Source organism: Neptunomonas qingdaonensis (assembly GCF_900113275.1).
In the GTDB taxonomy this organism is placed as follows: Bacteria; Pseudomonadota; Gammaproteobacteria; order Pseudomonadales; family Balneatricaceae; genus Neptunomonas; species Neptunomonas qingdaonensis.
Map to the genome: position 1 here is coordinate 150,344 of NZ_FOOU01000009.1, position 21,868 is coordinate 172,211.

Annotated in this window: 24 protein-coding genes and 1 pseudogene; 8 read left to right on the forward strand and 17 right to left on the reverse strand. The window is 45.9% G+C overall.

Translation table 11 applies throughout. From position 1 onward, the window contains the following. Positions 1–18 precede the first annotated feature (18 nt). From BM099_RS13675 to BM099_RS13725, 11 genes are all read right to left on the reverse strand, one after another. Complete coding sequence (locus BM099_RS13675; RefSeq protein WP_090728683.1) at positions 19–1,395, reverse strand: sensor domain-containing diguanylate cyclase; 1,377 nt, start codon at positions 1,393–1,395, stop codon at positions 19–21. Between the two features lie 152 nt (positions 1,396–1,547). Then, complete coding sequence (locus tag BM099_RS13680; RefSeq protein ID WP_090728684.1) at positions 1,548–2,420, reverse strand: cache domain-containing protein; 873 nt, start codon at positions 2,418–2,420, stop codon at positions 1,548–1,550. Positions 2,421–2,558: 138 nt separating this feature from the next. Continuing rightward, on the reverse strand, positions 2,559–3,590 hold the full coding sequence (gene murB, locus BM099_RS13685; RefSeq protein WP_090728685.1) for a UDP-N-acetylmuramate dehydrogenase: 1,032 nt from the start codon (positions 3,588–3,590) through the stop codon (positions 2,559–2,561). Then, a complete protein-coding gene (locus BM099_RS13690) occupies positions 3,590–4,066 on the reverse strand; it encodes a low molecular weight protein-tyrosine-phosphatase (RefSeq protein WP_090728686.1) in 477 nt (158 codons plus the stop codon). Before BM099_RS13690 ends, murB begins: the two co-directional genes overlap by 1 nt. Before the next feature lie 236 nt (positions 4,067–4,302). Then, a complete protein-coding gene (locus BM099_RS13695; RefSeq protein ID WP_090728687.1) occupies positions 4,303–4,578 on the reverse strand; it encodes a putative quinol monooxygenase in 276 nt (91 codons plus the stop codon). A gap of 55 nt (positions 4,579–4,633) precedes the next feature. Then, a complete protein-coding gene (locus BM099_RS13700; RefSeq protein WP_090728688.1) occupies positions 4,634–4,888 on the reverse strand; it encodes a DUF2164 domain-containing protein in 255 nt (84 codons plus the stop codon). A 45-nt stretch (positions 4,889–4,933) separates the two neighbouring features. Beyond that, positions 4,934–6,247 carry a sensor histidine kinase gene (locus BM099_RS13705; RefSeq protein WP_090728689.1) on the reverse strand — a complete coding sequence of 438 codons (1,314 nt, stop codon included), beginning with the start codon at positions 6,245–6,247 and terminating at the stop codon, positions 4,934–4,936. Further along, positions 6,247–6,921: a response regulator gene (locus BM099_RS13710; RefSeq protein WP_090728690.1), complete on the reverse strand. Its 675-nt coding sequence runs from the start codon at positions 6,919–6,921 to the stop codon at positions 6,247–6,249. Before BM099_RS13710 ends, BM099_RS13705 begins: the two co-directional genes overlap by 1 nt. 60 nt (positions 6,922–6,981) lie before the next feature. Continuing rightward, positions 6,982–7,287 (reverse strand): PepSY domain-containing protein, encoded by a 306-nt coding sequence (locus BM099_RS13715; protein ID WP_232349119.1) that lies wholly within the window; start codon positions 7,285–7,287, stop codon positions 6,982–6,984. Beyond that, positions 7,241–7,396, reverse strand: coding sequence for a hypothetical protein (locus BM099_RS20945; protein ID WP_090728714.1), 156 nt, complete (start codon positions 7,394–7,396; stop codon positions 7,241–7,243). The genes BM099_RS13715 and BM099_RS20945 overlap by 47 nt, the downstream gene beginning before the upstream one ends. Positions 7,397–7,540: 144 nt before the next feature. Further along, positions 7,541–8,149 (reverse strand): cytochrome b/b6 domain-containing protein, encoded by a 609-nt coding sequence (locus BM099_RS13725; RefSeq protein ID WP_090728691.1) that lies wholly within the window; start codon positions 8,147–8,149, stop codon positions 7,541–7,543. Between the two features lie 395 nt (positions 8,150–8,544). Between BM099_RS13725 and BM099_RS13730 the strand changes: the two genes are divergently transcribed. Then, positions 8,545–8,958 (forward strand): CBS domain-containing protein, encoded by a 414-nt coding sequence (locus BM099_RS13730; protein WP_090728692.1) that lies wholly within the window; start codon positions 8,545–8,547, stop codon positions 8,956–8,958. A gap of 537 nt (positions 8,959–9,495) precedes the next feature. Here BM099_RS13730 and BM099_RS13735 read toward each other — a convergent pair. Continuing rightward, positions 9,496–9,936 (reverse strand): RNA-binding protein, encoded by a 441-nt coding sequence (locus BM099_RS13735; RefSeq protein WP_090728693.1) that lies wholly within the window; start codon positions 9,934–9,936, stop codon positions 9,496–9,498. A 775-nt stretch (positions 9,937–10,711) separates the two neighbouring features. Between BM099_RS13735 and BM099_RS13740 the strand changes: the two genes are divergently transcribed. From BM099_RS13740 to BM099_RS13760, 5 genes are all read left to right on the forward strand, one after another. Then, positions 10,712–11,698, forward strand: coding sequence for a M23 family metallopeptidase (locus BM099_RS13740; protein ID WP_090728694.1), 987 nt, complete (start codon positions 10,712–10,714; stop codon positions 11,696–11,698). 43 nt (positions 11,699–11,741) lie between these two features. Further along, positions 11,742–12,419: a hypothetical protein gene (locus tag BM099_RS13745; protein WP_090728695.1), complete on the forward strand. Its 678-nt coding sequence runs from the start codon at positions 11,742–11,744 to the stop codon at positions 12,417–12,419. Positions 12,420–12,515: 96 nt separating this feature from the next. Beyond that, positions 12,516–13,547, forward strand: coding sequence for an Acg family FMN-binding oxidoreductase (locus tag BM099_RS13750; RefSeq protein ID WP_143083780.1), 1,032 nt, complete (start codon positions 12,516–12,518; stop codon positions 13,545–13,547). 49 nt (positions 13,548–13,596) lie between these two features. Continuing rightward, the gene (locus BM099_RS13755) at positions 13,597–14,454 is read left to right on the forward strand and encodes a DUF6920 family protein (protein WP_090728696.1); all 858 of its coding nucleotides are present in this window, start codon (positions 13,597–13,599) and stop codon (positions 14,452–14,454) included. A gap of 55 nt (positions 14,455–14,509) precedes the next feature. After that, positions 14,510–15,310: a type II CAAX endopeptidase family protein gene (locus BM099_RS13760; RefSeq protein ID WP_090728697.1), complete on the forward strand. Its 801-nt coding sequence runs from the start codon at positions 14,510–14,512 to the stop codon at positions 15,308–15,310. Positions 15,311–15,675: 365 nt separating this feature from the next. Here BM099_RS13760 and BM099_RS13765 read toward each other — a convergent pair whose 3' ends face one another. After that, positions 15,676–16,680 carry a TolB family protein gene (locus BM099_RS13765; protein ID WP_090728698.1) on the reverse strand — a complete coding sequence of 335 codons (1,005 nt, stop codon included), beginning with the start codon at positions 16,678–16,680 and terminating at the stop codon, positions 15,676–15,678. 651 nt (positions 16,681–17,331) lie between these two features. Between BM099_RS13765 and BM099_RS13770 the strand changes: the two are divergent. Both BM099_RS13770 and BM099_RS13775 read left to right on the forward strand, forming a co-directional pair. Next, positions 17,332–17,856: pseudogene (locus tag BM099_RS13770) on the forward strand (homocysteine S-methyltransferase family protein); the annotation flags it as partial. Between the two features lie 252 nt (positions 17,857–18,108). Further along, a complete protein-coding gene (locus BM099_RS13775) occupies positions 18,109–18,327 on the forward strand; it encodes a DUF6434 domain-containing protein (RefSeq protein WP_177201183.1) in 219 nt (72 codons plus the stop codon). A gap of 267 nt (positions 18,328–18,594) precedes the next feature. Here BM099_RS13775 and BM099_RS13780 read toward each other — a convergent pair whose 3' ends face one another. The 4 genes from BM099_RS13780 to BM099_RS13795 all read right to left on the reverse strand — a co-directional run. Beyond that, positions 18,595–18,990: a nuclear transport factor 2 family protein gene (locus BM099_RS13780; RefSeq protein WP_198064215.1), complete on the reverse strand. Its 396-nt coding sequence runs from the start codon at positions 18,988–18,990 to the stop codon at positions 18,595–18,597. A gap of 181 nt (positions 18,991–19,171) precedes the next feature. Beyond that, positions 19,172–20,815 (reverse strand): phytoene desaturase family protein, encoded by a 1,644-nt coding sequence (locus BM099_RS13785; protein ID WP_218150146.1) that lies wholly within the window; start codon positions 20,813–20,815, stop codon positions 19,172–19,174. Between the two features lie 203 nt (positions 20,816–21,018). Continuing rightward, on the reverse strand, positions 21,019–21,453 hold the full coding sequence (locus BM099_RS13790; protein ID WP_090728701.1) for a universal stress protein: 435 nt from the start codon (positions 21,451–21,453) through the stop codon (positions 21,019–21,021). A 41-nt stretch (positions 21,454–21,494) separates the two neighbouring features. After that, positions 21,495–21,868 (reverse strand): c-type cytochrome (locus tag BM099_RS13795; protein ID WP_090731063.1); only part of this gene is annotated, 374 nt, incomplete at its 5' end.

Below are 21,868 nucleotides of genomic sequence, written 5' to 3' on the forward strand. Positions count from 1 at the left end.
GAAAAACGGACTCTGTAATCAGTCGATTTGTTGGGTACGAATTACCTTTGCAGGGTCGGCCACTGTTGAGGCAGCCGCTTTATAGGCCACCACACAATTACGCCCCCTTTTTTTAGCGGCGTACAATGCTAAATCCGCTGATTTAATCAGCGCTTCCTCATTTTTCTGATCTCCCGGGCAGGTCGCAATGCCTACAGAAAGAGTAATAGTGCGTTGGCACTCGGGGACGCTCTCTGAATCCTCAGCCACTTTAGCAATCAACATCTTAAGTTTTTTATACGCTTCTAGTTTGCTGGTGTTGGGTAAAACCAGAATAAACTCTTCACCGCCATATCGAGCAACAACATCCCGGGATCTAATATTTTTTGCTAGGGTCTCTGCCACAAATTTAAGTGCTTTATCCCCTTCAGGATGGCCAAATGAATCATTGTATTGTTTAAAGTGATCGATATCGACCATGGCCACAGTGACATCATAACCCTGCAGCTGAGACGTTTGTATTTCACGCTTAAGCGTACTCCCCAAACCCCGGCGGTTAAGCAGCCCCGTCAGCTCATCGCGGTTGGATGCCATGCTTAACTCAGTGCGCAGCTGGGTATTATGAAAATGTAAACCAATGGTATTGCAAACCTCAATCACGCGCTGCTCTTCCTCACGGGATAGCAGTGACTCGGTCAACCTTTCTGAGCGAATATGTAGCACACCGTACTGCATTTCATGGCTGGCAATCGGATAACAGGCAACGCTTTTGATGGTGGTTAAATTGGCGTTACTGCACAGCATATTCTGCGTATTAGACGAGTCGATATAGGCTTTCCCTTGTTGCAGCACCTGACACTCTTCAAGCTTAACATTCAAATACACCTTATCTTTGTGCTTCCCCCATGCGCCGGCAAGCCCCCAGTTTTTAAAGGACTTATTAGCAAATAATACCGCCACGGTATGATCAGGAATGATATTTTTCAGATATTTTACAGAGATTTCCTGCAACTCTGTTAATGTAACCGCTGCCGCCAGTGCATCCCCCATCATTCGCACCTGCTTCAACTTTTTATTACGTAAATACTCTGACTCCAGCATCTCATTTTTTGTCTCTGACAACACCTGAGCATGCTCTACCGCCAGCATTCGCTCTTCCACCTCCGTTTGTAGCTTCTCAATGGTTTCTGATAGCTGCTGATGACTAACGCTGGCATCCTGCAAACGCCGCCAGGCATACCACCCCAGTGCAAAGGACAAAAAAGACAATCCGATCGGAAGGTCCTCCAAACCTATCATCGAATAGGCAGAGGCCCATGACAACCAGTGTTCATTGAAATCGGAAATAGTAGCGATAAGGTATGCGACAAGAAAAACGCCAATAACGATAAAAAAGTCAGAATCACTTCTTTTCATGCATTCATCCTGAAGGGGTAAGCGTTCACCTGAAAACAATTCAACGTGCCATAAATCCGTGTCATTAATCTTCAGCTTTAATTTAACAGTTTCAGCATAGATCAATACTGTTGATTTCGGGGTATTGATTTAGGAATATTCACTTAGAAACATTACTTTCGTGGCATTTGTTTAAGCTTTTTGAAAATCACATTTAAGCTCTTCTGCATACGCCCGATAGCATCTGCAAGCTCACCAATCTCATCGTTAGAATTAACCGAGATCACTGTATCCATTTTACCCAGGCTCATTTGCCGAGCACTTTCAGCTAAGTCACGAATGGGCTTCACTAAAGCGCGGTTAGAGAACCACACGCTGAAAATGATCACGAGTACCAGGATCGAAATACCCACCAACAAAGAAAGAATGATGGTGGTTTGTACTTTTGCATCAACCTCCTGCTGCTTCAACAAGACGGCATCATCAATATCGTCTACATAAAAACCGGTACCCAGCACCCAGTCAAACTCGTCGAGTACAATGGCATAGCTCAGTTTTTCTACCGCACGACCTTTGGAGGGCTTATCCCATAGATAACTGACGTAGCCGCCGCCATTTTTTGCTGCCTGAATAAGCGCCTCTGTCAAGTGCACGCCATTTGCATCCACCAAATCTATCAAGCTCTGACCTTCCAACTGAGGCTGATCAGGTTGTACTTTAGCAACGCCCCTGTAATCGAGAGCAAAAATATAACCATCTTCATCACCGTAGGAGATAGCGCGTAAGACGGTTTTCACCCGTTCCTGCGCTTCATTTTGATTAGCTACATTTTTAAGAACCGACTGAATAGCCGTTTCGGTAATTTCCATATAATTTTTTAATGATTCACGCTTGGCAGCCATCATAGTAATGCGTATCTGCTCAAGTTCCTGCGAGCCCAGAGAACGTATCTGGTAAATAGATACGGCCATCACTGCCACCACCGTTAAAATTAACGGAATTACCGTCAGGAGCAGAATTTTTTGTTTAATCTTAAGGTTTTTCACTTACAGCACTCCGAGCCAGCAACACGCTGATACTCATTATTTTTTATTCATATCAAATCGACATAGAAGACGAAATCATAGCGTAGCAGCACATAACTAACAGTCGAGATATACGATACAACCCTATGATTTAAAAGATTAAGTCATAGGAAAAAGTTGCGGTTCCATTTCCAGATTCACATTAAAAGCCGCATAAACAGAAGCCTGAATATCGTTAGCCAATTGTAACAACTCCTGTAGCTCCCCCCCACCAAAATGCACTAATACCAGCGCCTGTTTTTCATACACGCCGACATGTGCTCGTCTCTTTCCCTTCCAGTGACACTGATCTATTAGCCAGCCGGCCGCCAGCTTCATAAAACCAGGCGCGTCGGGATAAGCCACCAGCTCCGGCCACTGCTGTTTTAACTGCTGATATTGTGATTCACTGATCACAGGGTTTTTGAAAAAGCTCCCGGCGTTACCCAGTACAGCGGGATCAGGAAGTTTGCTCTGTCGCACCGCGCACACCGCATCAAAAATCTGCTGCATATCCGGCTGGGTTATATTGTGCTGATCAAAATAGTTCTGTAATGCAGCATACCTGATTGACGAATCCTGTACCCTTGACAGCCGAAGAGTCACTTCAGTGATAATGAAACGTCCGGGCAGGCGCTTAAATACACTGTCCCGATAAGCAAACTCACAATCGTTATTCGAGAACTCGATAAAGCAGCCCTTTGCTACATCTAATGCACGCACCTTAGTCAAAACGTTTTTCAACTCAGTCCCATAAGCGCCGATATTCTGAACCGGCGCCGCGCCGACACGTCCGGGAATCAAGCCCATGCTCTCGATTCCTGAATAGCCCTGTTCTACACACCAGCGCACCGTTTCATGCCAGTTTTCACCAGCCCCCAACGCCAGAGATATCGAGTCAGCCGATTCAGTGACCTGTTGGCACATAATATCAATACGAATCACAAGACCGTCGATAAGCGGAGCCATCAACACATTACTACCACCACTCAACACGCGGATCGGTAGTTGGTGTTGCTGCGCATAAGTAACGGCGGCGACCAATTCAGCTTCACTTTCTATGGCAATAAATTGCGCAGCGACGCAAGGAAAACCCAATGTATTAGCGGATTGCAGTGGATAATCAGCATGAATCTTATGTTGTATATCCATTATCGTGGTGCTTGCTGAAGTTTTAACAACAGCCCGAAAGATGCGTTCTCAACCAGGTCCAGCACATGGTCGAATCCTGAATCACCCCCGTAATAAGGATCAGGCACTTCCCGCTCGACACATTGAGCAAAATCCAGAAACAAGCCTAAGTGCCCGGCATAATCGGGAGGCGCAATCGCCTTGAGGTTACGCAAATTCTCTTCATCCATCGCAAGGATATGCGTAAATTCCGAAAAGTCTTCAGGGGTAGCCTGACGAGCGCGCAGGTGATCCAGCTGATAACCCCGTTCTGCGGCTGCGCTGATAGAACGCGAATCTGGCGGGTTGCCTACGTGATAAGCCGCTGTTCCGGCAGAATCCACATCAATCACACCCGCCAGCCCCTGCTGGGCAGCTAAAGTTTCAAACACACCATGTGCTGTTGGCGAACGACAGATATTCCCCAAACAAACAAATAAAACACGCGCTTTTTTCATTCAAAACAACCACTTAAATAAACATTCTAAAGCAGAACAAGATTAGTAAAATCAACAAGAATGATGATTATAAATCAATTGGTTAGCAAATAGTTTTACAAAAAGAAAATAGACTGTCGATATAAAATAATTTCTAGCGATAAGAGTAACGAGCAAATATTTCGGGTGCTAAACCAGCCATTGAATTTAGCTGCGAAAGGTCCGGAAAGCCGGCATCAAAGGCGCAAAATTAATTACTATGTGTTGATGTCATATTCGGTTACATCAAAAGACTCAACTAAAGAAAACATGTCATTCTCAGGGCCTGATTCTCGAAATGCATCCAACGCCTGACGAGTTTTCCATTTTTCGAAAATATTGACTCTATTCAAGTCAACCGGGTCTGGTGATACAGAGAAATCGTCACAAGCATCGTCATTTCTGGCCAGCAGGATTGCTTGTCGTGATTTCTCAATGAATTCATCCCGAAAGTTCGACTTTATAGTCAGCTTACCCGCAACGATTATTGACATCTTTGTCTCCTGGACACACAACTGAATGATCTCATCAAGCCTTTAACGCCCCCTGCTATCGGGTAAGTGTTATCGGTTTTTCAATCTCATAGATGGCATCTGCTATGTTTTCGAGTTGTTTTTCAAGCACGGCTTGCGCGTCGTGCAGGCCTTGATTGTAGTAATAAGCGCCGACCTCTTCAGAGAAAAAATCCAATAGAAACTGCGCATCAAACTGCCCCATGTCCTGATCCAGTTCCTCCTGAAAATAACGCTGAATCTTTTGAACCATCATATTTTTTTGTTCACTGCTGAACTCAATTTTTGACATAAATGACTATTTCCTTGTGGATTTACCCGTATACCGCTTACCCGTTTAAATGGGACCTGACGGGAAGACAACAGTAGCTCGCAACCCACCCGATTTTCCATTTGTGATTAGCAGCGAGCCTTGGTAGTTCTCTACTATATCTTGACAGATAGAGAGCCCCAAACCCGCACCTTGTGTGCTTTCATCCAAACGCTCGCCTCGCTGCATCAGCCGTGCGATGCTTTCAGCCGGTAACCCCCTGCCATCATCCGTCACCGATATAACGATATTTTTATCTTCCTGACGTATCTGCAGAGCAACATTACGCACGGCAAATTTGCAGGCGTTATCCAGTAAATTGCCAAATAGTTCGAGCATATCATCGCGGTCCTGATATAGAACAAGTTCAGCCGGATATTCACTTGTGATGACTAGATCAGGGAAGAGCTTAGTCAACACATCCATCAATGGCGGAATATCGTCAGCAAGATGCATTTGCCTGCCGGGAGATGAGACGCCGACAATACGTGCCCGCTTCAACTCACGCTGAATCAGCCATTGAATATCTCCCAGCAGGCGTTGAATCTCCTCTGAATGAGGATTGGAGGCCTCTTCTAAAAGCTGCTGGACTCTTTGCAGTGGTCGCTTCAACTCATGCGCCAGGTTACCCAATGAATTACGCGAACGGCTGACACGCTTTTGCAACTGGACTAAAAGCTGCTCGATATCTTCTGCCAACGGCATCAACTCTTCTGGCACCTTACTCAAATCTGTTTTCTCTTCTGAGTAGCGTAACGATTGAATTTTCGTCCTGACTGCGTCCAGATAGCGAAAATTCTTTTTAATAACCCACTGCTGCAAAAGCAGCAATAACACAGTGCCACTTAAAACGACGCCGACAGCCCAAAGACTGTAATGCCAGGTGAGTGCTTCAACCGGGGCGATATCTTCAGCTATTGTGATGGTAAAAGTACTCGATTTTTTACTGAACCCCTGACTCCAGACCAGCCAATGCTCATCATTAGCGCCCGGCATCAGTTCACTCGTGGTAACGCCCTTATGTAAACTCACCACCTCCAGCGGATAATCCCACAGCGAGCGGCTTCTGATATTCAGGTTTTCACCTTTAATAACGAAGTAGTGGCCGGAAAAAGCACGCTCATAGACCCTACCAAGCCTGTCTGAATTGAGTTTCCACTGTCCATCTTGCGGGTCTTTATCCAAAGCAGAAATAATTGATTCGGCATCATGCTGTAAGCGTGACTGGATATAGCCATGAGTTAACTGGCCGACACCCCAATGAATTACTAACAACAAAGCGCCCATGGTAAAGCAGAGAGCGAAGAACAGACTGCGACTTAATTGCGCACGAATAGACATTATCTATTGTCCGTTCCTGGTCCCAGCCGATACCCCTGACCCCGCCGGTTTTCAATAAAAGATTTTCCAAAATAATGACGTAAACGGTTGATATATACTTCGATTACATTGCTGTCTTTTATCTGTTCTTCTTCATAGATATGTTCACTCAGCACGCTTTTAGAATGTACTTTATCCGGATGCATCATCAGATAACGCAACAAGCGAAACTCGATACCAGTAAGCACAATAACTTCACCGCTTTGTTTGACGGCTTGCTGTTCAGAGAGCAGCAAACGCACACCGTGGGATACGAGTTCATTATCGGCTTTGCCGTGCGAGCGCCGAATCAGCGCCTCTAAACGAGCCAGTAATTCATCCGTATGGAAGGGCTTGCCCAGATAGTCATCCGCACCGGCTTTCAAACCATCCACCCGTTCATGCCAGGCATCTCTGGCGGTTAGGATCAACACCGGAACCGTCATACCTTGGTGACGCCAGTTTGTTAAAACATCCAAACCCGGGCGCTGCGGGAGTCCCAAATCCAAGATAACCGCATCGAAGCTCTCTTCCTCTCCCAGAAACTGAGCATCAACACCATTATTAGCGGTTTCGACGACATAGCCTTCCCGCTGCAAGCGCGGTTTAAGGCTATTCACCAGATCTGTATCATCTTCTACCAGCAGGACTCTCATTTTCTGACTGCCTCATTTTCTGACTGCCTCATCCTTAAACTTATTCATTCTGCAGCGGCCTTAATCTTCAGCTTTCTCTTTGATGAACTGCCCGGTAACCGCATCTATATAGACTTCTGACACCTCACCATTCTCTTTGAGCTGCTCGATCTCATAGACGATACGCCCGTGCTTTTTTTCAACTTCCAGATCAAGGATTTTTCCTGAAAGGTAGCTTTTATTTATCTGAAAAATTTCCTCGAAAGAGAGAATTTTTCCACTCTCAACCCAGCCACGCACCGCTTCCGGTTTTATATCACGACCAGCCCATACCCATGTGCTAGTCGCCCCAACAACCATAACCAGAAATATCAACCCTATCTTCATCAAAGTCTCCCTTAGTAGCACCTTCATGACATACATTACAGTGACTAAAACTACCGACATCAGGATTACCTTTTACCAGCCTATCAGGAATTTCATCATGCTTTCTCAGAAAATAAGCTAATGCATCAGGCGTTCTTCAATCACATCCGTCTGCGCTTTCACTGACATTAGCCCTACAGCCAATAACAACAAGCATTAACTAGTAAATGGCCCAACTTTCATACCAGCTCTCATATCAATCATGTCTTGTTGTCTAATCAGCTGTCTCTTCTAAATGCTGCTCTTCAGCAACCGCTTTGTGCACCTTAACCCCAGTGAACATAGCGCGAATCAGGTTTTCCTGATGCAACAAACTACTTACGAGCACTCCGGCCACATGCAACACAACCAACAACACAGAGGTATTCGCCAAGAACTCATGAAACCCTTCTAATAAATCTTCATTGAAATTCGCAATAAAGGTTCCTGCTAATGGTCCACCTCCATCAACGGCCAATAACGCCATTCCACTAAACCCGGTAGCCGCCAATGCCACCAGCAAAGCCACTACCATCATGCCACCAGCCGGGTTGTGCCCGATATAATGCCGGGGGCTTCCTGTTATCAGGCTTTTCAGATAAGCCAACGTCTCAGCGGGGCCTTTAACAAAATTACTGAATCGCGCATATTTTGCGCCGATTACCCCCCAGATAAGCCGAAACCCAATCAAAATCGACACTGCATATCCTGCATAGATATGGATATTCTCGAAGTCATCTTCGGTTAGATAAGCGGTTAAAAAGAAAAGCACTAAAGACCAGTGGAATATCCGTACCAGCGGATCCCAGACCTTAATGACGTTTTGTGATTCTACGTTAGACATAAGCCACCTCCTGTTAATGGAGACAGCTTATCGAGTGCGAATTAAATGAAACTTAAAATAAGGAGTGAGAACGAAATTGGATGAGCAAATTAATGATTAAATTGATGTAGCGCTACCCAACACTTGTCGGAACCATTCAATAAGCCATGCATTGCAATAATCCATCCGTTGCAATCAGCCATCGATGAAGTGGCACCAATATTGCTGTTACATTAATAACTTTAGTTAGCGGATCACATTAAAACGCTTTAGGCGGCGATCTGTCGTGATGAGTGCCTGTTATTGACCGGCAACATTCATATTGCACCGCACTAGTGCAAAACCGGAATAGATGCCGCCTATTTATCTGCCAGGTTTTGCAAAGCCTGAATATTATTCTGATAAACGGAGATTCTATGCTTCCCACTTCAATTATTAATGGTATGAATAAAAAATTCGCCCTTATTAAACCCCATATGCCGGTTGTAGAAGCATGTGGCGAATTAATAAAGAAAGAAATGCTTGGCGGCCCGGTCATAAATGATGATGGCGAGCTGGTGGGCTGGATATCAGAACAGGAATGCTTGCAAGTCATCATGCAGGTGGTTTATCACAATCAGCGGGTTGCTACCGTTCAGGATATTATGCGTACCGATGTTTTATCCATGAAGCCTAATGATGAATTTATGGCCATTGCAGAACAAATGCTGCAGCAAAAGCCAAAAAGTTACCCCGTCGTTGATAATAACAATAAGGTCATTGGCGTAGTAAACAGACGCCACATTCTTAACATGTTACTTAAGCAACTGGCAGACGTAACCAAACAATAAGCAATGGGCAATAATCAGAAAAGTATTTACGATAACATTGAGTCGCTAACAGCTAGCAGCGAAGACCCACTGCAACTTTGTTAACAACTAATCAAGTTGGAAACAGATACTAAACCGCCAGTGCTTTACCAAACACCTTCCAGCCCTCTAATTAGTGGCGATATTAACTTAGAACGCATGCTACACGCATGTCTGGAAAGCCCTTTAAGTCGCTCAACGACCCCAAGCAGTCTTTCTAGCCTAAGGCGCTCAATTACAAAACGGACGAAGGATCATGGTAGGTGTTGCTACTTAGACGATTGTCGGCGCCTATTCTGAGTCAGTGTTTCCGCAACATCCGGCAGATAACATTGATGAGCTATTACGTTTGATCTCTCTCCCGACCGTTGATCTGATACGTTGATGCAACGGACAATACCTGCTGCGCTAACCCCCTGCGAAATACCGCTGTTCATCTATGAGTGTTGCACTTATTATCTGAAATCGAGCTTTGGCTGGCTTAGCAGAGAAAGCTCATATGTGTTAAAAGTTTTCGTACTATTGAATAATCTCAGCTTTTAAATCTAATAAAAAGATTTCCGGTAACTGAAGTAATACTTTATCGGTGTGCTTATGAATCATATTTTTCATTTCCTCGTCAGAATATAAATAGAGATTTACTTCATATAATGTATGGTTTTTAATTGCAGGCAATTCTGGCGACAGCACCAGCATTCTGTCGCTAAGTACTAATTTTCCTAAATCCTTAACCAAGGGTTTACTAGCATCACTAGGATTTTCAAATTCAGCATAAGCATATACAGGATCACTCAAGCTTACAGACTTATAAGTCATCGCATATTGCACTATGCCTGAATTTATAAAGAAACCACTACCCAATGTATGTATGGGGCCTGCGGTGTTTGGATTGGGTAGCTTTGGCGTCGTACAAGCGATTAATGTAAATGCGAAAAATGCTACTGCTAATTTTTTAAGCATATGTATATCCTTTATTTTTGAATAACCTTCCGTATGATTTTCAAGCTTTGCCTTCCGACTATAAATTGTTATTTAACACTTCTTTTAAAACCGAAAACATAAAAATGAGTAATGAAATGATAATTTCAGGCAATTATTTTTCGATCATCCTCAATGTTAAACACTTCGGATTTGAGCAAGATCTTCAAAGGATTAATAAAGTCTCTACCACGGCATCATAGTGACATAATGCCCATGAACGCTTTTGTCACCCACCTATCTTAACGTTTGACGGACTACCTCAGGGCGTGAACCGGATAAACCAAGGCCAAAAGCACTTCAATTATCCTAATAAAAAAATGAACAAAATCCATCCAAATACACGCTATGTTCTAGTGTCGTCTTGCTGACGACCTAGTCCTAAGCTCTGGCATAAATATTCGGCTATCGCCTCACCTTACTGTCGTTGTCACTGTGTTCCATCGTTGTCCCGGCTATGCCTCGGCTGAGTTGTCCATTCCAAAAAACAAAATAGCAAGCTCATGGTAAGGGCGGGCATTTTTATTTCGATAGCGTGAATGAAAGATGTGATTTAGTCGATTAAATTATGGGAATCCTAATTACCCTCACTGAGAATGCGTTTTGAGGTGAATTAACTTCTATGGATTCGAAAGTCCTGTTCAAAAATTGTATGTTTCGGCAATTAATACTCGTAACCCATAGGAGCATGTTCTCTTTCTTAAAAACGAAGTACCTTTATTAAATCAGAACAGAGTTACTATTAAGGAGTCATCAAATGGACTGGCTACTTATTCAAGTACTTTTTTTGCAGGTTTTAGTGCCTCTATTGCTATTGATATGGTTAGCCAGAATACGAGAAAAAGCCCGTTTCAACTGGCTGTTAAAAACAATCATGGTATTGAGTTATCTTACCTCGATTGCAGTGGCTGGGATTTGGCCATTCATGCCGTGGCCCTATGTGTATATGAGTATAGCGATACTGTTGGCTATGCGTGGTGGATGGCGTATCAAGGACATACCCTGGCTGGATGTTGCAGAGCTACGCTCTCAAATAGGGCTTGTCGGCTTGCTCGTGACCTCATTAGCAAGCGTAGCTATGAGCGTTTATCTGTTTAGCGGATGGATTCCACCGGCTGGATCGAGCATTAATCTCACGTTCCCATTGCAACAAGGCAACTATCTCGTCGTCCACGGCGGAAGCAATATGATACTCAATCCTCACCTGAAAACCTTGGCACCTACTCCGCGTTATGTGCCCTGGCGTGGGCAGAGTTACGCTATTGATGTAGTTAAAATCAATCATTGGGGCTTGCGCACAAATGGCATACTGCCAACCGACCTTAAGCGTTATGCAATCTTTGGTGACAGCGTATTTGCCCCTTGTACAGGCAAGGTTGTCAGTGCAGAAAATGATCGACCTGATTTGCCAGTACCTCGTAGAGACCCCGATCGAACCAAATTGACAGGAAACCATGTGTTGCTTGAGTGCACTGGAGTAGAAATTCTTTTGGCTCACTTACAACGCGGCAGCGTTGTCATTAAAGCTGGCGACCACGTAATTGTTGGCGATTTTCTTGGTCATGTTGGCAACTCGGGGAATACCACCGAACCACACCTGCACATCAGCGCGCAACGGCGCAAATCAGGTCAACCGCTGATAGGCGGAGAGCCAGTCGTAATGCTTTTTAATGGAAATTATCTCGTGCGCAATGAGCTGATTACCGGTTATCAGGCAATGAGTGATCGACATAATATTCAATAATCGTGCAGTAACACAACAGGAGCATCCTCCAGGGAGACACAATATGCTTGCGCTAATATCATCATCGACAAAGACAGTCGGATTCTGGTCTGCGGTACTCGCCACAGTTTCCAGTATCACTTATATCTTGGGACAACTCGCTGAATGGATGGGCTTTTTGGGTTCTCAGGGTGGGCCTGAGAGTGCCAGCACGCCACTTGGGATTGTCGTACTGCTTACACCCTCTTTGCTATTGGGCTCATCGTTTCTGGTGCTCGTTGTCAGTATCCATCAACTGGCTGCACCGGAGAGGAAAATCTGGAGCCATGCCGCCGTTGCATTCGCCACGGTTTATACCGCCCTGATCAGCATCGTTTATTTCGTACAACTCACACTGGTAATGCCTCGACTTGCACGCGGCCAGGTTGAAGGTATCGAGGTTTTCCTGTTTGTGCCATTTGACTCCTTCCTGTACGCGGTAGATATACTTGGCTACAGTTTTATGAGCCTGGCCACACTATTTGCGGCAATGGTATTCACAGGCAGAGGACTGGAACGGCTCGTGCGACTATTTCTGATTACCAATGGTTTGTTGCTCCCCTTCATTGCTCTGCAAATGTATTATCATCCTTTGATATGGATCGCCGCACTTTGGGCAGTGACGTTTCCGGGGGCAACATGGTCGCTTGCTATCCTGTTTCGACGCGCAACGACAAATACATTTGGCTCCGAAAACTTATGAAATAGACTGAGTCGAAAAGTACTGACCTGCTTACACCTGAATCTTGGCATTGGGCGTCACGGGGTCTGAAGTCAAAATTCAATAGGTAAAAGTAAAATGTCATTAAATGAAAAGCACGACAAAGCTGCAAAAAACATTAGACGGCCAGGAACTGAGCGCGCAGACGGCACACTGGATACCAAAGAGCTGATTCGGTACGCTACACTCGCCGCCTCCAGCCACAATACCCAGCCGTGGAAATTCCGCATCCGTCAAGACACGATTAGCATCCTACCCGACTACTCGCGACGTTGCCCGGTTGTCGATCCCGACGATAGTCACCTGTTCAAAAGCCTGGGTTGCGCTACTGAAAACCTCATTCATGCGGCTGCCGCGCAGGGCTTTTTCGCTAATGCCCAATTCGACCCCAGTGAAGACGGAGTAATCGTTACGTTGCGCAGTGATCCCTCGGCCCATGCCTCAGATTTATATCAGGCAATTACCCAGCGCCAATGTACAAAGATTAGTTATGACGGCTCATTAGTTGACGAACCAGAACTTAAACTCCTGCAGGAAGCAGGAACTGGTGAGGGTATTCGTACACTGCTGATGTTGTCAGAAGCACAAAAAGAAACCCTAATCGACTATGTTTCTAAAGGAAACACCGCCCAGCTAACGAATAAATCATTTCGAGATGAACTGGTTTCATGGATCAGGTTTAACCATGGAGAGGCCTTACGCACTGGCGATGGACTATCCGGACGGACTAGCGGCAATCCGTCGCTACCGAGTTGGTTGGCGAAACTGATCATAGGACTGGTACTGACAGCAAAAAAACAAGTGGATACTGATGCCATTAACATCAGAAGCTCTGCAGGTATTGCAGTTTTCATATCAACCCGCAACGATAAAGCCGCTTGGGTAGAAGCTGGCCGTGCATACCAGCGCTTTGCGCTGCAAGCGACTGCGTTGAATATACGTACAGCATTTATCAATCAGCCTATCGAAGTACTTACACTACGTCCTGGTTTTGAAAAATGGCTAAATCTCAATGGCGAACACGCACTTCTAATGGTGAGATTCGGTCATAGCCAATTGGCCCCCTTTAGTCAACGTCGTTCAATAGATGATGTAATCATTAAGCACTAAGCACAGATGACCTATAAGCTAAAAAGTGAACCAGACTTTGCAGATAACAATGTTTGAGTGGTTTCTAATTGCTGCTTGTGCCATCGCCATCTTGTTTCTTTTTGCCGTTAAAACAGGTCAGGCGCGTGAAACCAGAAGGGCTGAACTACTGCGAAAACAGCTCAATCAAGGAGTCGGTCAATCTGTTCGCGAAAGTATTAATTTTAGCTCGCTATCTGTCCTGCCTCCACCGGTCGAACGCTATTTAAAGCATGTGCTGACGGATGGGCAAGCGATGATCAAAACCGTGGAAATGCAGCAATCAGGTAAATTACGTACCAGTACAAATAATAAAAAATGGTATAGGTTTACATCATCTCAAGTGATTTCACCATTTTTAACCGGCTTTGTCTGGGATGCAAAAGTAGAAATGCCTTTAGCCACTCATATCCGTGTACATGATAGTTACTACTCTGGCATCGGTTCTGGACGCGTCGCATTTTTATCGGCCTTTGTCGTTGGCTCCGACAACAATATTCCCGAGTTGAATTCCGCAGCATTACATAGATACCTTGCCGAGGGTGTCTGGAATCCGACCGCTTTATTGCCACAGTCAGGTGTTACCTGGAGTGCCATTGATGATAACTCTGCGGTTGCTACACTGACGCACAACAACATCACTGTTTCTCTTGAATTCCGCTTCAACAGTGAAGGTGAAGTCACGGGCATATTTACTCCTGAACGTTTCTACCGAAACAGTAATGGTACGTATCAAGCCATGCCCTGGGAGATACAAATAGATAACTATAAAGTACAAGACGGTATGCGAGTTCCATTTCATGCCGAAGTGGGCTGGCACATTGACGGAGCACTAGAGTTAGTCTGGATCGGAGAAGTTATTAATACCCAATATCAGTTTGGTAGCTAGTGCTATTTATTTATCATTTCGCTGAATTAAGACATACATTAAGAAAGATAACACCATGAAAATTCGATTATTACTGCCCTATTTTGCGATCACATTTGGCTTAGCCTGGGGTCTTATACTTGTGCTTATGCTGTTTCCTGTTCAAATCGAGGCGATTTTTGGAAAACTCAGCGCTAAAAACCCGCTATTCATACTTGCTGTTTATTCTCCAGCCATAGCGGCCTTATTTCTGGTCATTCGTCATGCAGGATTACAGGGTCTGCGGCGCTACCTTTCAAGGCTTTTATTGTGGAAGGTGCACTGGGGCTGGTATGCATACCTTATAATCGGCATTCCAAGCCTGTTTTATGCGGGTGCTGCAATAAAAGGCAATCTATTTACCGACCCCTTTCCATTTTCCCCCTGGTATCAGGTTTTACCAGCATTGGCATTTATGCTTGTGCTAGGTCCTATCGAGGAATTTGGTTGGCGTGGTATTGCATTACCACTGTTGCAAAAGCGTTTTGCGCCGATATGGGCGGGACTGATCCTGGGTATTATCTGGGGAATATGGCATTTCCCAGCATTTTATTTAAGTGGTACGCCGCAGAGCAGCTGGTCATTCCTACCCTTTTTTATTGCATCTATCGCAATCTCGGTAATTATAACGCCACTATTTAATGCCTCGGGCGGCAGTATTTTGCTGCCGATTCTGGTTCACTGGCAACTCAACAATCCGATTTTCCCCGACGCTGCACCTCACGATACGATCATATTCTTGGCGGCTGCGATTGTCGTTGTGATAATTCATCGAAAGAAGATGTTTATTAGGGATGGCACTGTAACGGAAGTGATTCCCGCTAATTCGAAAGCATGAGTAGAGTCATCAGCAAAAACAAGGATCAAAAACACTCTATAAGTGAGGGGGTGGTTCTGCCTATGTCCGGTTATGGGTTGTGGCAACCTGTTATTTAAAATGACTTTCTACGACCGGTTCACGAACCTGTCCAAACGCTCGATCTGCCTCGACTAAAAGCCCTTTAGGTCGGAAACGACCCTAACCGGACAAAATCGGTTAGGGAATCAGATCGTAAAGCAGCCCCCACTATGCCCCATAGATAAGGAAATAGGAGTAAAAGAAGAACAAACGTCCTTCCTTGGCCACTTTACGCTAAGCAATCAAGTACGGATATTTAATTCCGATCAGCCAAGACTACTTAGCGATGCTCGATCTCCACAACTTTACGGGATGAGTGGTAATGTAGCTCCCCATATACTGGGAGATTTGCCAGGCCCAAGGTCAGCCTGTTCTTTGACATAGTGCTGAATGCTGACCATGCGAGGTGGTGATGAGTATGAAAAATAGACATGGCTTGCGTTGGCACTGGGACGACTGTGTTCAAACATCGGGAAGAAGTCGCCGAGCTTAGCTGCTGTCCCGGTATTCATGTCGCGACGATAAAGACCATCTGCGCAGAAATAGAAGAGGTATTTATCATACCAATTGGGATCGTAGCAACCAGTCAGCCCAGGATTTGTTTTTTTCGTGGTTATCTGCGTGATCTTTCCTGTACTCAATTCAATCGTGCCAATTTCCTCTCTGCCGCCCCAACGCCCTACAAAAACAATGTGCTTAGCATCCCACGACCAGGCAAGTCGGCCATCCTCGTAGCCGTGAATTTGGAAGGAAACTGGTGTCAGGCGTTTCTCTCCGCTGCCATCAGCGTTTATCAGGAAGACGCCATAATTGATACCTCCCGGGCGCCCGGAAATAAAAGCTAATTTTTCTGCATCTGGGCTCCATGCCGGGAATTGATCAGAGAATGTATTCTTGGTGAGTTGGATTGGGCCGGCACCATCGACGGCAACTTTAAATATCTCGTAGTTGTTGTTTACGAATTTCGACACCGCAATCCATTTGCCGTCTGGCGACCATGAATAATCAGAATGCAAGTCGAATCCTGTAAGCGGGCTGGGATTTTTACCGTCTTCATCTGCCTTCCAGAGCCTCTTCTTATTTGAATTGGATTTTGGTTCAAGGTATGCAAAATGGGTCTTGTTGCCTGGTATCCATGAGGGGTTTTCACCGAGGCTGGCTAACTGGGTTGCATCTTTGCCGTTTGCGTATGCTTTCCAAATAGTCTGCTTGTGCTCGTAAATAAGTGTTTTGGAGGTACTACACCCGACCATGAGTATAGCGTTGATAATTAACAGAACGATGGTAAGTCCCGGAGTCGTATGCTGCATATTGCTTCTCCCTAGTTGTTGCGACCATTCCCGTAGTCCGTCCGAAGGTCCGGTACTTGGCACGAGGCCTGCCCGAGCACTTAATTTTGTTCTGCTCAGAGCCACTTAAGTCGCTCAATTACCAAGCTGACAATAACGCTCGGCTCTGCGGCTGGTAACAGTGGAGGCATAGCCCGAGCTTTTACCAGTCTGGCAGCAGCCGCTTGTTAGCTTTTAAATTTTGGCGGAAATTAAATCATCAAAATAATAAGGCAAATGAAAACAATATATTTTAGAAACCCAGATTGGCCATAGCTAATTTCTCCTTCTGCGATACATAGTAATAATCCTTGCATACATGTTCAGTTGATGTCAGAAATCATAGTTACAAGCTTCAGTGTTTCTTGGATATCTTAGCGTATTTCTTTCGCTTCAGTTAGTAATATTCAAACAGATGTATTAACGAAACTACTCGCATTGCAGCCTTTATTTCAACGTAATTGAGGAGGCCTTAATTAAATTTGAGATAGGAAACAATCTCTAACAGTCCGGTTCTGGCACCAGCCTACCCAAACGCTTGACGGTAATCACCGCTCAAGCCATCCTGGCCATTGTTTTGCGCTTTGTACTTGATACACCTTTGTCGAATATAGTTTATGCACCAGCACTGAGGAATTAAGTAAACTGTCCCGGGAACCGATTGAAACCTTATCCAGAACAGATGCCGACTTTATCTGCGGGTCGACAGTATGCTACCCGGAAGAGGCGATTGGAATTGTTCGTAGCGCCGGGAGATATGGCAAAGCCATTGCTATTTCCTTCACTGTCGAGACGGATAGCTGTTTGCCAACAGGGATTTCGTTAAAGGACGCCATTATGGCCGTAGATGAAGCAACCGATGCCGCCGCCATTTATTTTATGGTCAACTGCGCCCATCCAGATCACTTCAGTGGAGTGTTGGTTGACGAGCCTTGGCTTCAAAGGGTCAAAGGCTTTGTTGTCAATGCTTCACGATGTAGCCATGCCGAACTCGACGAAGCGGAAACCCTTGATGACGGTGACCCTGTTGAGCTTGGTGTACAACTAGCGGATTTGCGGCGGAAGTTTCCACACATCTCAATTCTAGGCGGCTGTTGTGGAACGGATATGCGGCATATGAAAAACATCGTTGAGCAAGCGCAGAGAGCGGTGTCATAGTTGTCCGTTTTGTATATGTACTCTCCCGTTTAGCCAGAAAACCATACCCAGACTAAGACGCGTATGTATATTCGGTTTTATAGTGGGGGGCGACCTCCTAATCCTACATGTATACGTACCTTGATCTCTCTTTTAATAATGATAAATTAATGCTTATAAAGTTTACTTGGAACCCAAGTAGGGCGTCAAAGTGATAGTAAGCCCTAGGCTCTTGCATAATCTGTTATATGGCATGAGGGTGAACACCTGACGATGAATAATTTCGATTGGCATAGCGATACAATCACAGCAGAAACGCCAGTAACGAACACATATAAAAACACCCAAAACGTACGCCGGTTTTTAAAGGAAATTTGCGGTTCTGGTTTCACGTTTAATCGAGAATTCATGGCCTGGATAAAGGATGGAAATCCTAAATTATGGGGGATGTGGCATCAGAATGGCAGCGGCGAGAGCAAAAGTAATGGATAGAGTGACGACATCCGAAATGCCACAGAACCAGTGGTTCAAGTTCGCACGCTACGCAAGCCGGACTAGCTGCTGGGTAACTGACCCTTAGTCGGGCGTTAATTTCAACTTGGAGTCGTTGAGCGACTTAAAGAACATTGACTCGAGGCAGGTCGAGCGTCTAGGCAGGCTAGTACCAGACCGAACATTCCCCGCGACAAAATTGATTAACGCCTCATCGGGTCCGACTCAATCGGATGATGTTGGGCTGGCCAACATCTATCAGGAACTCTAGCTTTTTTCGATAGACCTAATCGTATTGACTGCCGGAATATCCCAGGCTTCGGTAATTTGGCCATTGACGATTCGCCAAACAACGACAGCATCAAACTCCATTGAGCTACCTTCAAGATTCATGCAATTGCAAACTTGAGTGACTACTAGTTCATTACCGGCTGTCCTACTATCGATTACTTTCACACGGAAACTACTGTCGCTTCTTTCACTCAGCTTGGAAAAGAAGCTTTTCAACCCGTCAAGACCGCGATAGTCGCCTTCCAACTCAGGTATATGTCGATTGTAGTAGTGCCAAAAAAAATCGTCAGCCACAAATTTCTTACATGCATCCAGGTCTTGCAGATTGAGATTTTTCAGAAGAGACAAGTTCGGGTGTATAGCTTCCATCATCGTTTCTCCTCAGGCGCAGCTTGAGTACTATCTGCGATTAGCCTACTAGCGTGCAAAGTATTTTGGTCATCCATTCTCTCCAAATCATCGTGGCTGCAACACTCCATCTAACATGCACGAGCCCGCAACCAAACTACTTTTATGCGAGTTCATTGAGAGACCAGACGCCTAAGCCATCATTTTACGTTGGAAAATGTAAAAACACCTTGCGGTCGACATTGGCTGCTGAGAGAACGCCGCCCCACAGCGCACCTGCAATCCCCGGAGAGCATACATCCTGGCCCGAAAGATAGAGCCCCTTTATCGGCGTCTTCATGCGCAATGCTTCTGAGAATACACGTTTCGGCGAAACATCAAGACCGTAAAATGCCCCTTGAAAGTGGCCAGTAGTGCTAACAGTGGTGAGCGGTGTTGCCAGCTCGCGATGGACAACGAGTTTAGCAAGCTGCGGAAAATAGTTTTCAAACTGTTCGAACATTCTCTGCTCAACAGATTGTTTGAATTCCTGATAGTCAGCGCCTCTTGCGCCAGGTGATTTCATCGCCCAACGTTCGACGCTGGACCAGTCCGTTAGGGTAAGCACCTCTCCCACATGCTTTTGGCTAGGACCCGGATCATGCGCTGGATCTTTGAGTGATGCAAAGGAAACAAAAAAACCGGGCGGCGCTCCATCCGGCACGTCGTCCCAAAGAGTGTCTACAGCGCCGGTAGGGTAGATCCAGTGATTTGATTTGGTGGCGCCTGCGGATTCGATATCGCCTTCAAAACCAAGAAACAAACTGAAATGAGCGACATTAGGATTGAGCGCGCGGATTTCTTCTATCCAGTCCTGATGGCAGCAATCATTAGGCAACAGGCTCTCAACCGTTTCTCGAGCGCCGATATTCGAAATCACAGTGTCAGCTCGTATCGTTTCTCCGTCTTCGGTCGTAACACCTACGACACGCCCGTCTTCCAGCAACAGGGAGGCCACTTTTACGCCGGCGCGAGCATCGCCACCGCCAGCTGATATCGTTGGCAAGATGTGTTGCGCAAAGGCGGCCCCGCCACCAACCGGATACCACGCACCGCTTTCAAGATAGGAGCCAACTGCCATGGCGTGTAAAGCGAAGCTTGCTGTGCTCGGTCGACCTCCGAAATCACCCCATTGCGAGGTGAGCGCACGAACAAGATCGTCATTATCTGTGAGACTACGTGCCACTTCATTGGTTGTTCGGCCACACCACTTGTTAAGTTCGTTGTGCTTCCACCATTTCAAACCGGCGCCGAAGGGGACGGGTAAGGATCGAACTTGCATCGCTGTCATCAGCGCCTCGCGGCCCTTGCGCATCGCATCCGTCCAACCTTCGATTGCTTCGGTTTCCTCCGGAAAACGCGCCTTGAAGTCTAACTCCTGCGCCTCATAGGGACGTGAAAGCCGCAAGGGCTCAGAATCTCCGACATGCAGTATGTCGTAAACTGCACCCATGGAAGCAAACTCAATGGGCTTTGTGCACAGCCAGTCAAGAAGGTCTTTTTCTGGGTCGCCAGGGGCGAGCCCGCCCAAATAGTGGATCCCAACATCCCATGTGAAGCCCTCGCGAGAGAAGCTATGTGTCAGGCCGCCGAGTGTGTGGTATTGCTCCAGAAGAAGAACCTTGTGTCCTGTTCTGGATAAAGCCGCTGCCGCCGCCATGCCGCCCATGCCTGATCCAATGACAATGACATCCCATTCGTTTTGGGATTGATCGCGTTTGATATTGTCCATTCCTTTAACCCTCGCTATCGGCCCGCATGGCGTTTGCCGATAAAAATAGATGTTAAACGAAGACTGCGCACCCATCATCTACGGCGCAAAAACCGCCAGTACACAATTTTCTAGTAAATCGGGAACTCCCCACCGTTTGCTTCGGGTCGATTTGCTACTGAAGTGGCACTGAGTTGAACAGACTATGCGCTCGGGCAGACTCGTGCCAGATATGGCTGTATGCCGAATCGAGTCATGGATGACAGCGTCTTACTGTGGGTTATTTCCGCCCGCAATAAGGATCACTTGACCCGCACTGCAAGTACGTCGCAAGTCGCGCTCTGCATAACGCTGTTGGCCGTTGACCCCAGTATGAACCGTTGAAGGCCGCGGCGGCCATGACTGCCGATCACAATCAGATCGATGTTGTGTTCTTCTGCCAGCCGGTGTATTTCGGCATCCGGGTGGCCGACCGCAACAATTTGTTGGTTTGCTTCAACATTGAACTCATTAGCGTAAGTCGTTAAGCGCTCTTTCGCTGCTGTATTCAATTCATCCTGAGACTTGTCCAGCTCCATCATATATACGCCGCCATAGGCGGTGCTGACAGGCTCAACAATGTGGACAACCAGCAGTTCTGCGTTATGAACCTCACGCAGATCAACTGCCGTTGCGAGAACTTGTTTTGCTTCTTCGGAGAGATCAATTGCCACCAGTATTTTGCGATACTTAGCCATACATTGCTCCTTCAGTTGCTAGTTCACTGATTATCCAGGCATTACTCTTCTTGAATTGTCTGGATATAGTAAACTAACTCCAGAACCCTTCCTCTGATAACCTTTTCAGCTCCCATCGGGCCATATTTATCTCCCTCTTCCATTTTGTAACGGCTCCCCCAGACAGGCATCTCTCTGTCTCCATGCCCCGAGACAAGGGTTCTACCATCAATTACCTGAAACACACGTTGGAAGGGATAGTTTCCGGAACCCAGGGATGGGTATAAACCATGGTTATTCTTCGCGAGCTGGGTTAAATCCGTGGGTTTTGGTGTAAGGAATTGAGCTATAGGCCCGTCTCCTTTACCACTAATACCATGACAGGAAGAACAAGAAGCAAGAAACTCATCTGCACCTATCATATGATTTTCTGCAT

What these genes read in the sequence shown, in the direction of transcription:
- BM099_RS13675 (WP_090728683.1), bottom strand. Translation starts at nt 1,395, where the DNA reads ATGAAAAGAAGTGATTCTGACTTTTTTATCGTTATTGGCGTTTTTCTT.
- murB (WP_090728685.1), bottom strand. Translation starts at nt 3,590, where the DNA reads ATGGATATACAACATAAGATTCATGCTGATTATCCACTGCAATCCGCT.
- BM099_RS13690 (WP_090728686.1), bottom strand. Translation starts at nt 4,066, where the DNA reads ATGAAAAAAGCGCGTGTTTTATTTGTTTGTTTGGGGAATATCTGTCGT.
- BM099_RS13695 (WP_090728687.1), bottom strand. Translation starts at nt 4,578, where the DNA reads ATGTCAATAATCGTTGCGGGTAAGCTGACTATAAAGTCGAACTTTCGG.
- BM099_RS13700 (WP_090728688.1), bottom strand. Translation starts at nt 4,888, where the DNA reads ATGTCAAAAATTGAGTTCAGCAGTGAACAAAAAAATATGATGGTTCAA.
- BM099_RS13705 (WP_090728689.1), bottom strand. Translation starts at nt 6,247, where the DNA reads ATGTCTATTCGTGCGCAATTAAGTCGCAGTCTGTTCTTCGCTCTCTGC.
- BM099_RS13710 (WP_090728690.1), bottom strand. Translation starts at nt 6,921, where the DNA reads ATGAGAGTCCTGCTGGTAGAAGATGATACAGATCTGGTGAATAGCCTT.
- BM099_RS13715 (WP_232349119.1), bottom strand. Translation starts at nt 7,287, where the DNA reads ATGAAGATAGGGTTGATATTTCTGGTTATGGTTGTTGGGGCGACTAGC.
- BM099_RS13725 (WP_090728691.1), bottom strand. Translation starts at nt 8,149, where the DNA reads ATGTCTAACGTAGAATCACAAAACGTCATTAAGGTCTGGGATCCGCTG.
- BM099_RS13730 (WP_090728692.1), top strand. Translation starts at nt 8,545, where the DNA reads ATGCTTCCCACTTCAATTATTAATGGTATGAATAAAAAATTCGCCCTT.
- BM099_RS13735 (WP_090728693.1), bottom strand. Translation starts at nt 9,936, where the DNA reads ATGCTTAAAAAATTAGCAGTAGCATTTTTCGCATTTACATTAATCGCT.
- BM099_RS13740 (WP_090728694.1), top strand. Translation starts at nt 10,712, where the DNA reads ATGGACTGGCTACTTATTCAAGTACTTTTTTTGCAGGTTTTAGTGCCT.
- BM099_RS13745 (WP_090728695.1), top strand. Translation starts at nt 11,742, where the DNA reads ATGCTTGCGCTAATATCATCATCGACAAAGACAGTCGGATTCTGGTCT.
- BM099_RS13750 (WP_143083780.1), top strand. Translation starts at nt 12,516, where the DNA reads ATGTCATTAAATGAAAAGCACGACAAAGCTGCAAAAAACATTAGACGG.
- BM099_RS13755 (WP_090728696.1), top strand. Translation starts at nt 13,597, where the DNA reads ATGTTTGAGTGGTTTCTAATTGCTGCTTGTGCCATCGCCATCTTGTTT.
- BM099_RS13760 (WP_090728697.1), top strand. Translation starts at nt 14,510, where the DNA reads ATGAAAATTCGATTATTACTGCCCTATTTTGCGATCACATTTGGCTTA.
- BM099_RS13765 (WP_090728698.1), bottom strand. Translation starts at nt 16,680, where the DNA reads ATGCAGCATACGACTCCGGGACTTACCATCGTTCTGTTAATTATCAAC.
- BM099_RS13775 (WP_177201183.1), top strand. Translation starts at nt 18,109, where the DNA reads ATGAATAATTTCGATTGGCATAGCGATACAATCACAGCAGAAACGCCA.
- BM099_RS13780 (WP_198064215.1), bottom strand. Translation starts at nt 18,990, where the DNA reads ATGATGGAAGCTATACACCCGAACTTGTCTCTTCTGAAAAATCTCAAT.
- BM099_RS13785 (WP_218150146.1), bottom strand. Translation starts at nt 20,815, where the DNA reads ATGATGGGTGCGCAGTCTTCGTTTAACATCTATTTTTATCGGCAAACG.
- BM099_RS13790 (WP_090728701.1), bottom strand. Translation starts at nt 21,453, where the DNA reads ATGGCTAAGTATCGCAAAATACTGGTGGCAATTGATCTCTCCGAAGAA.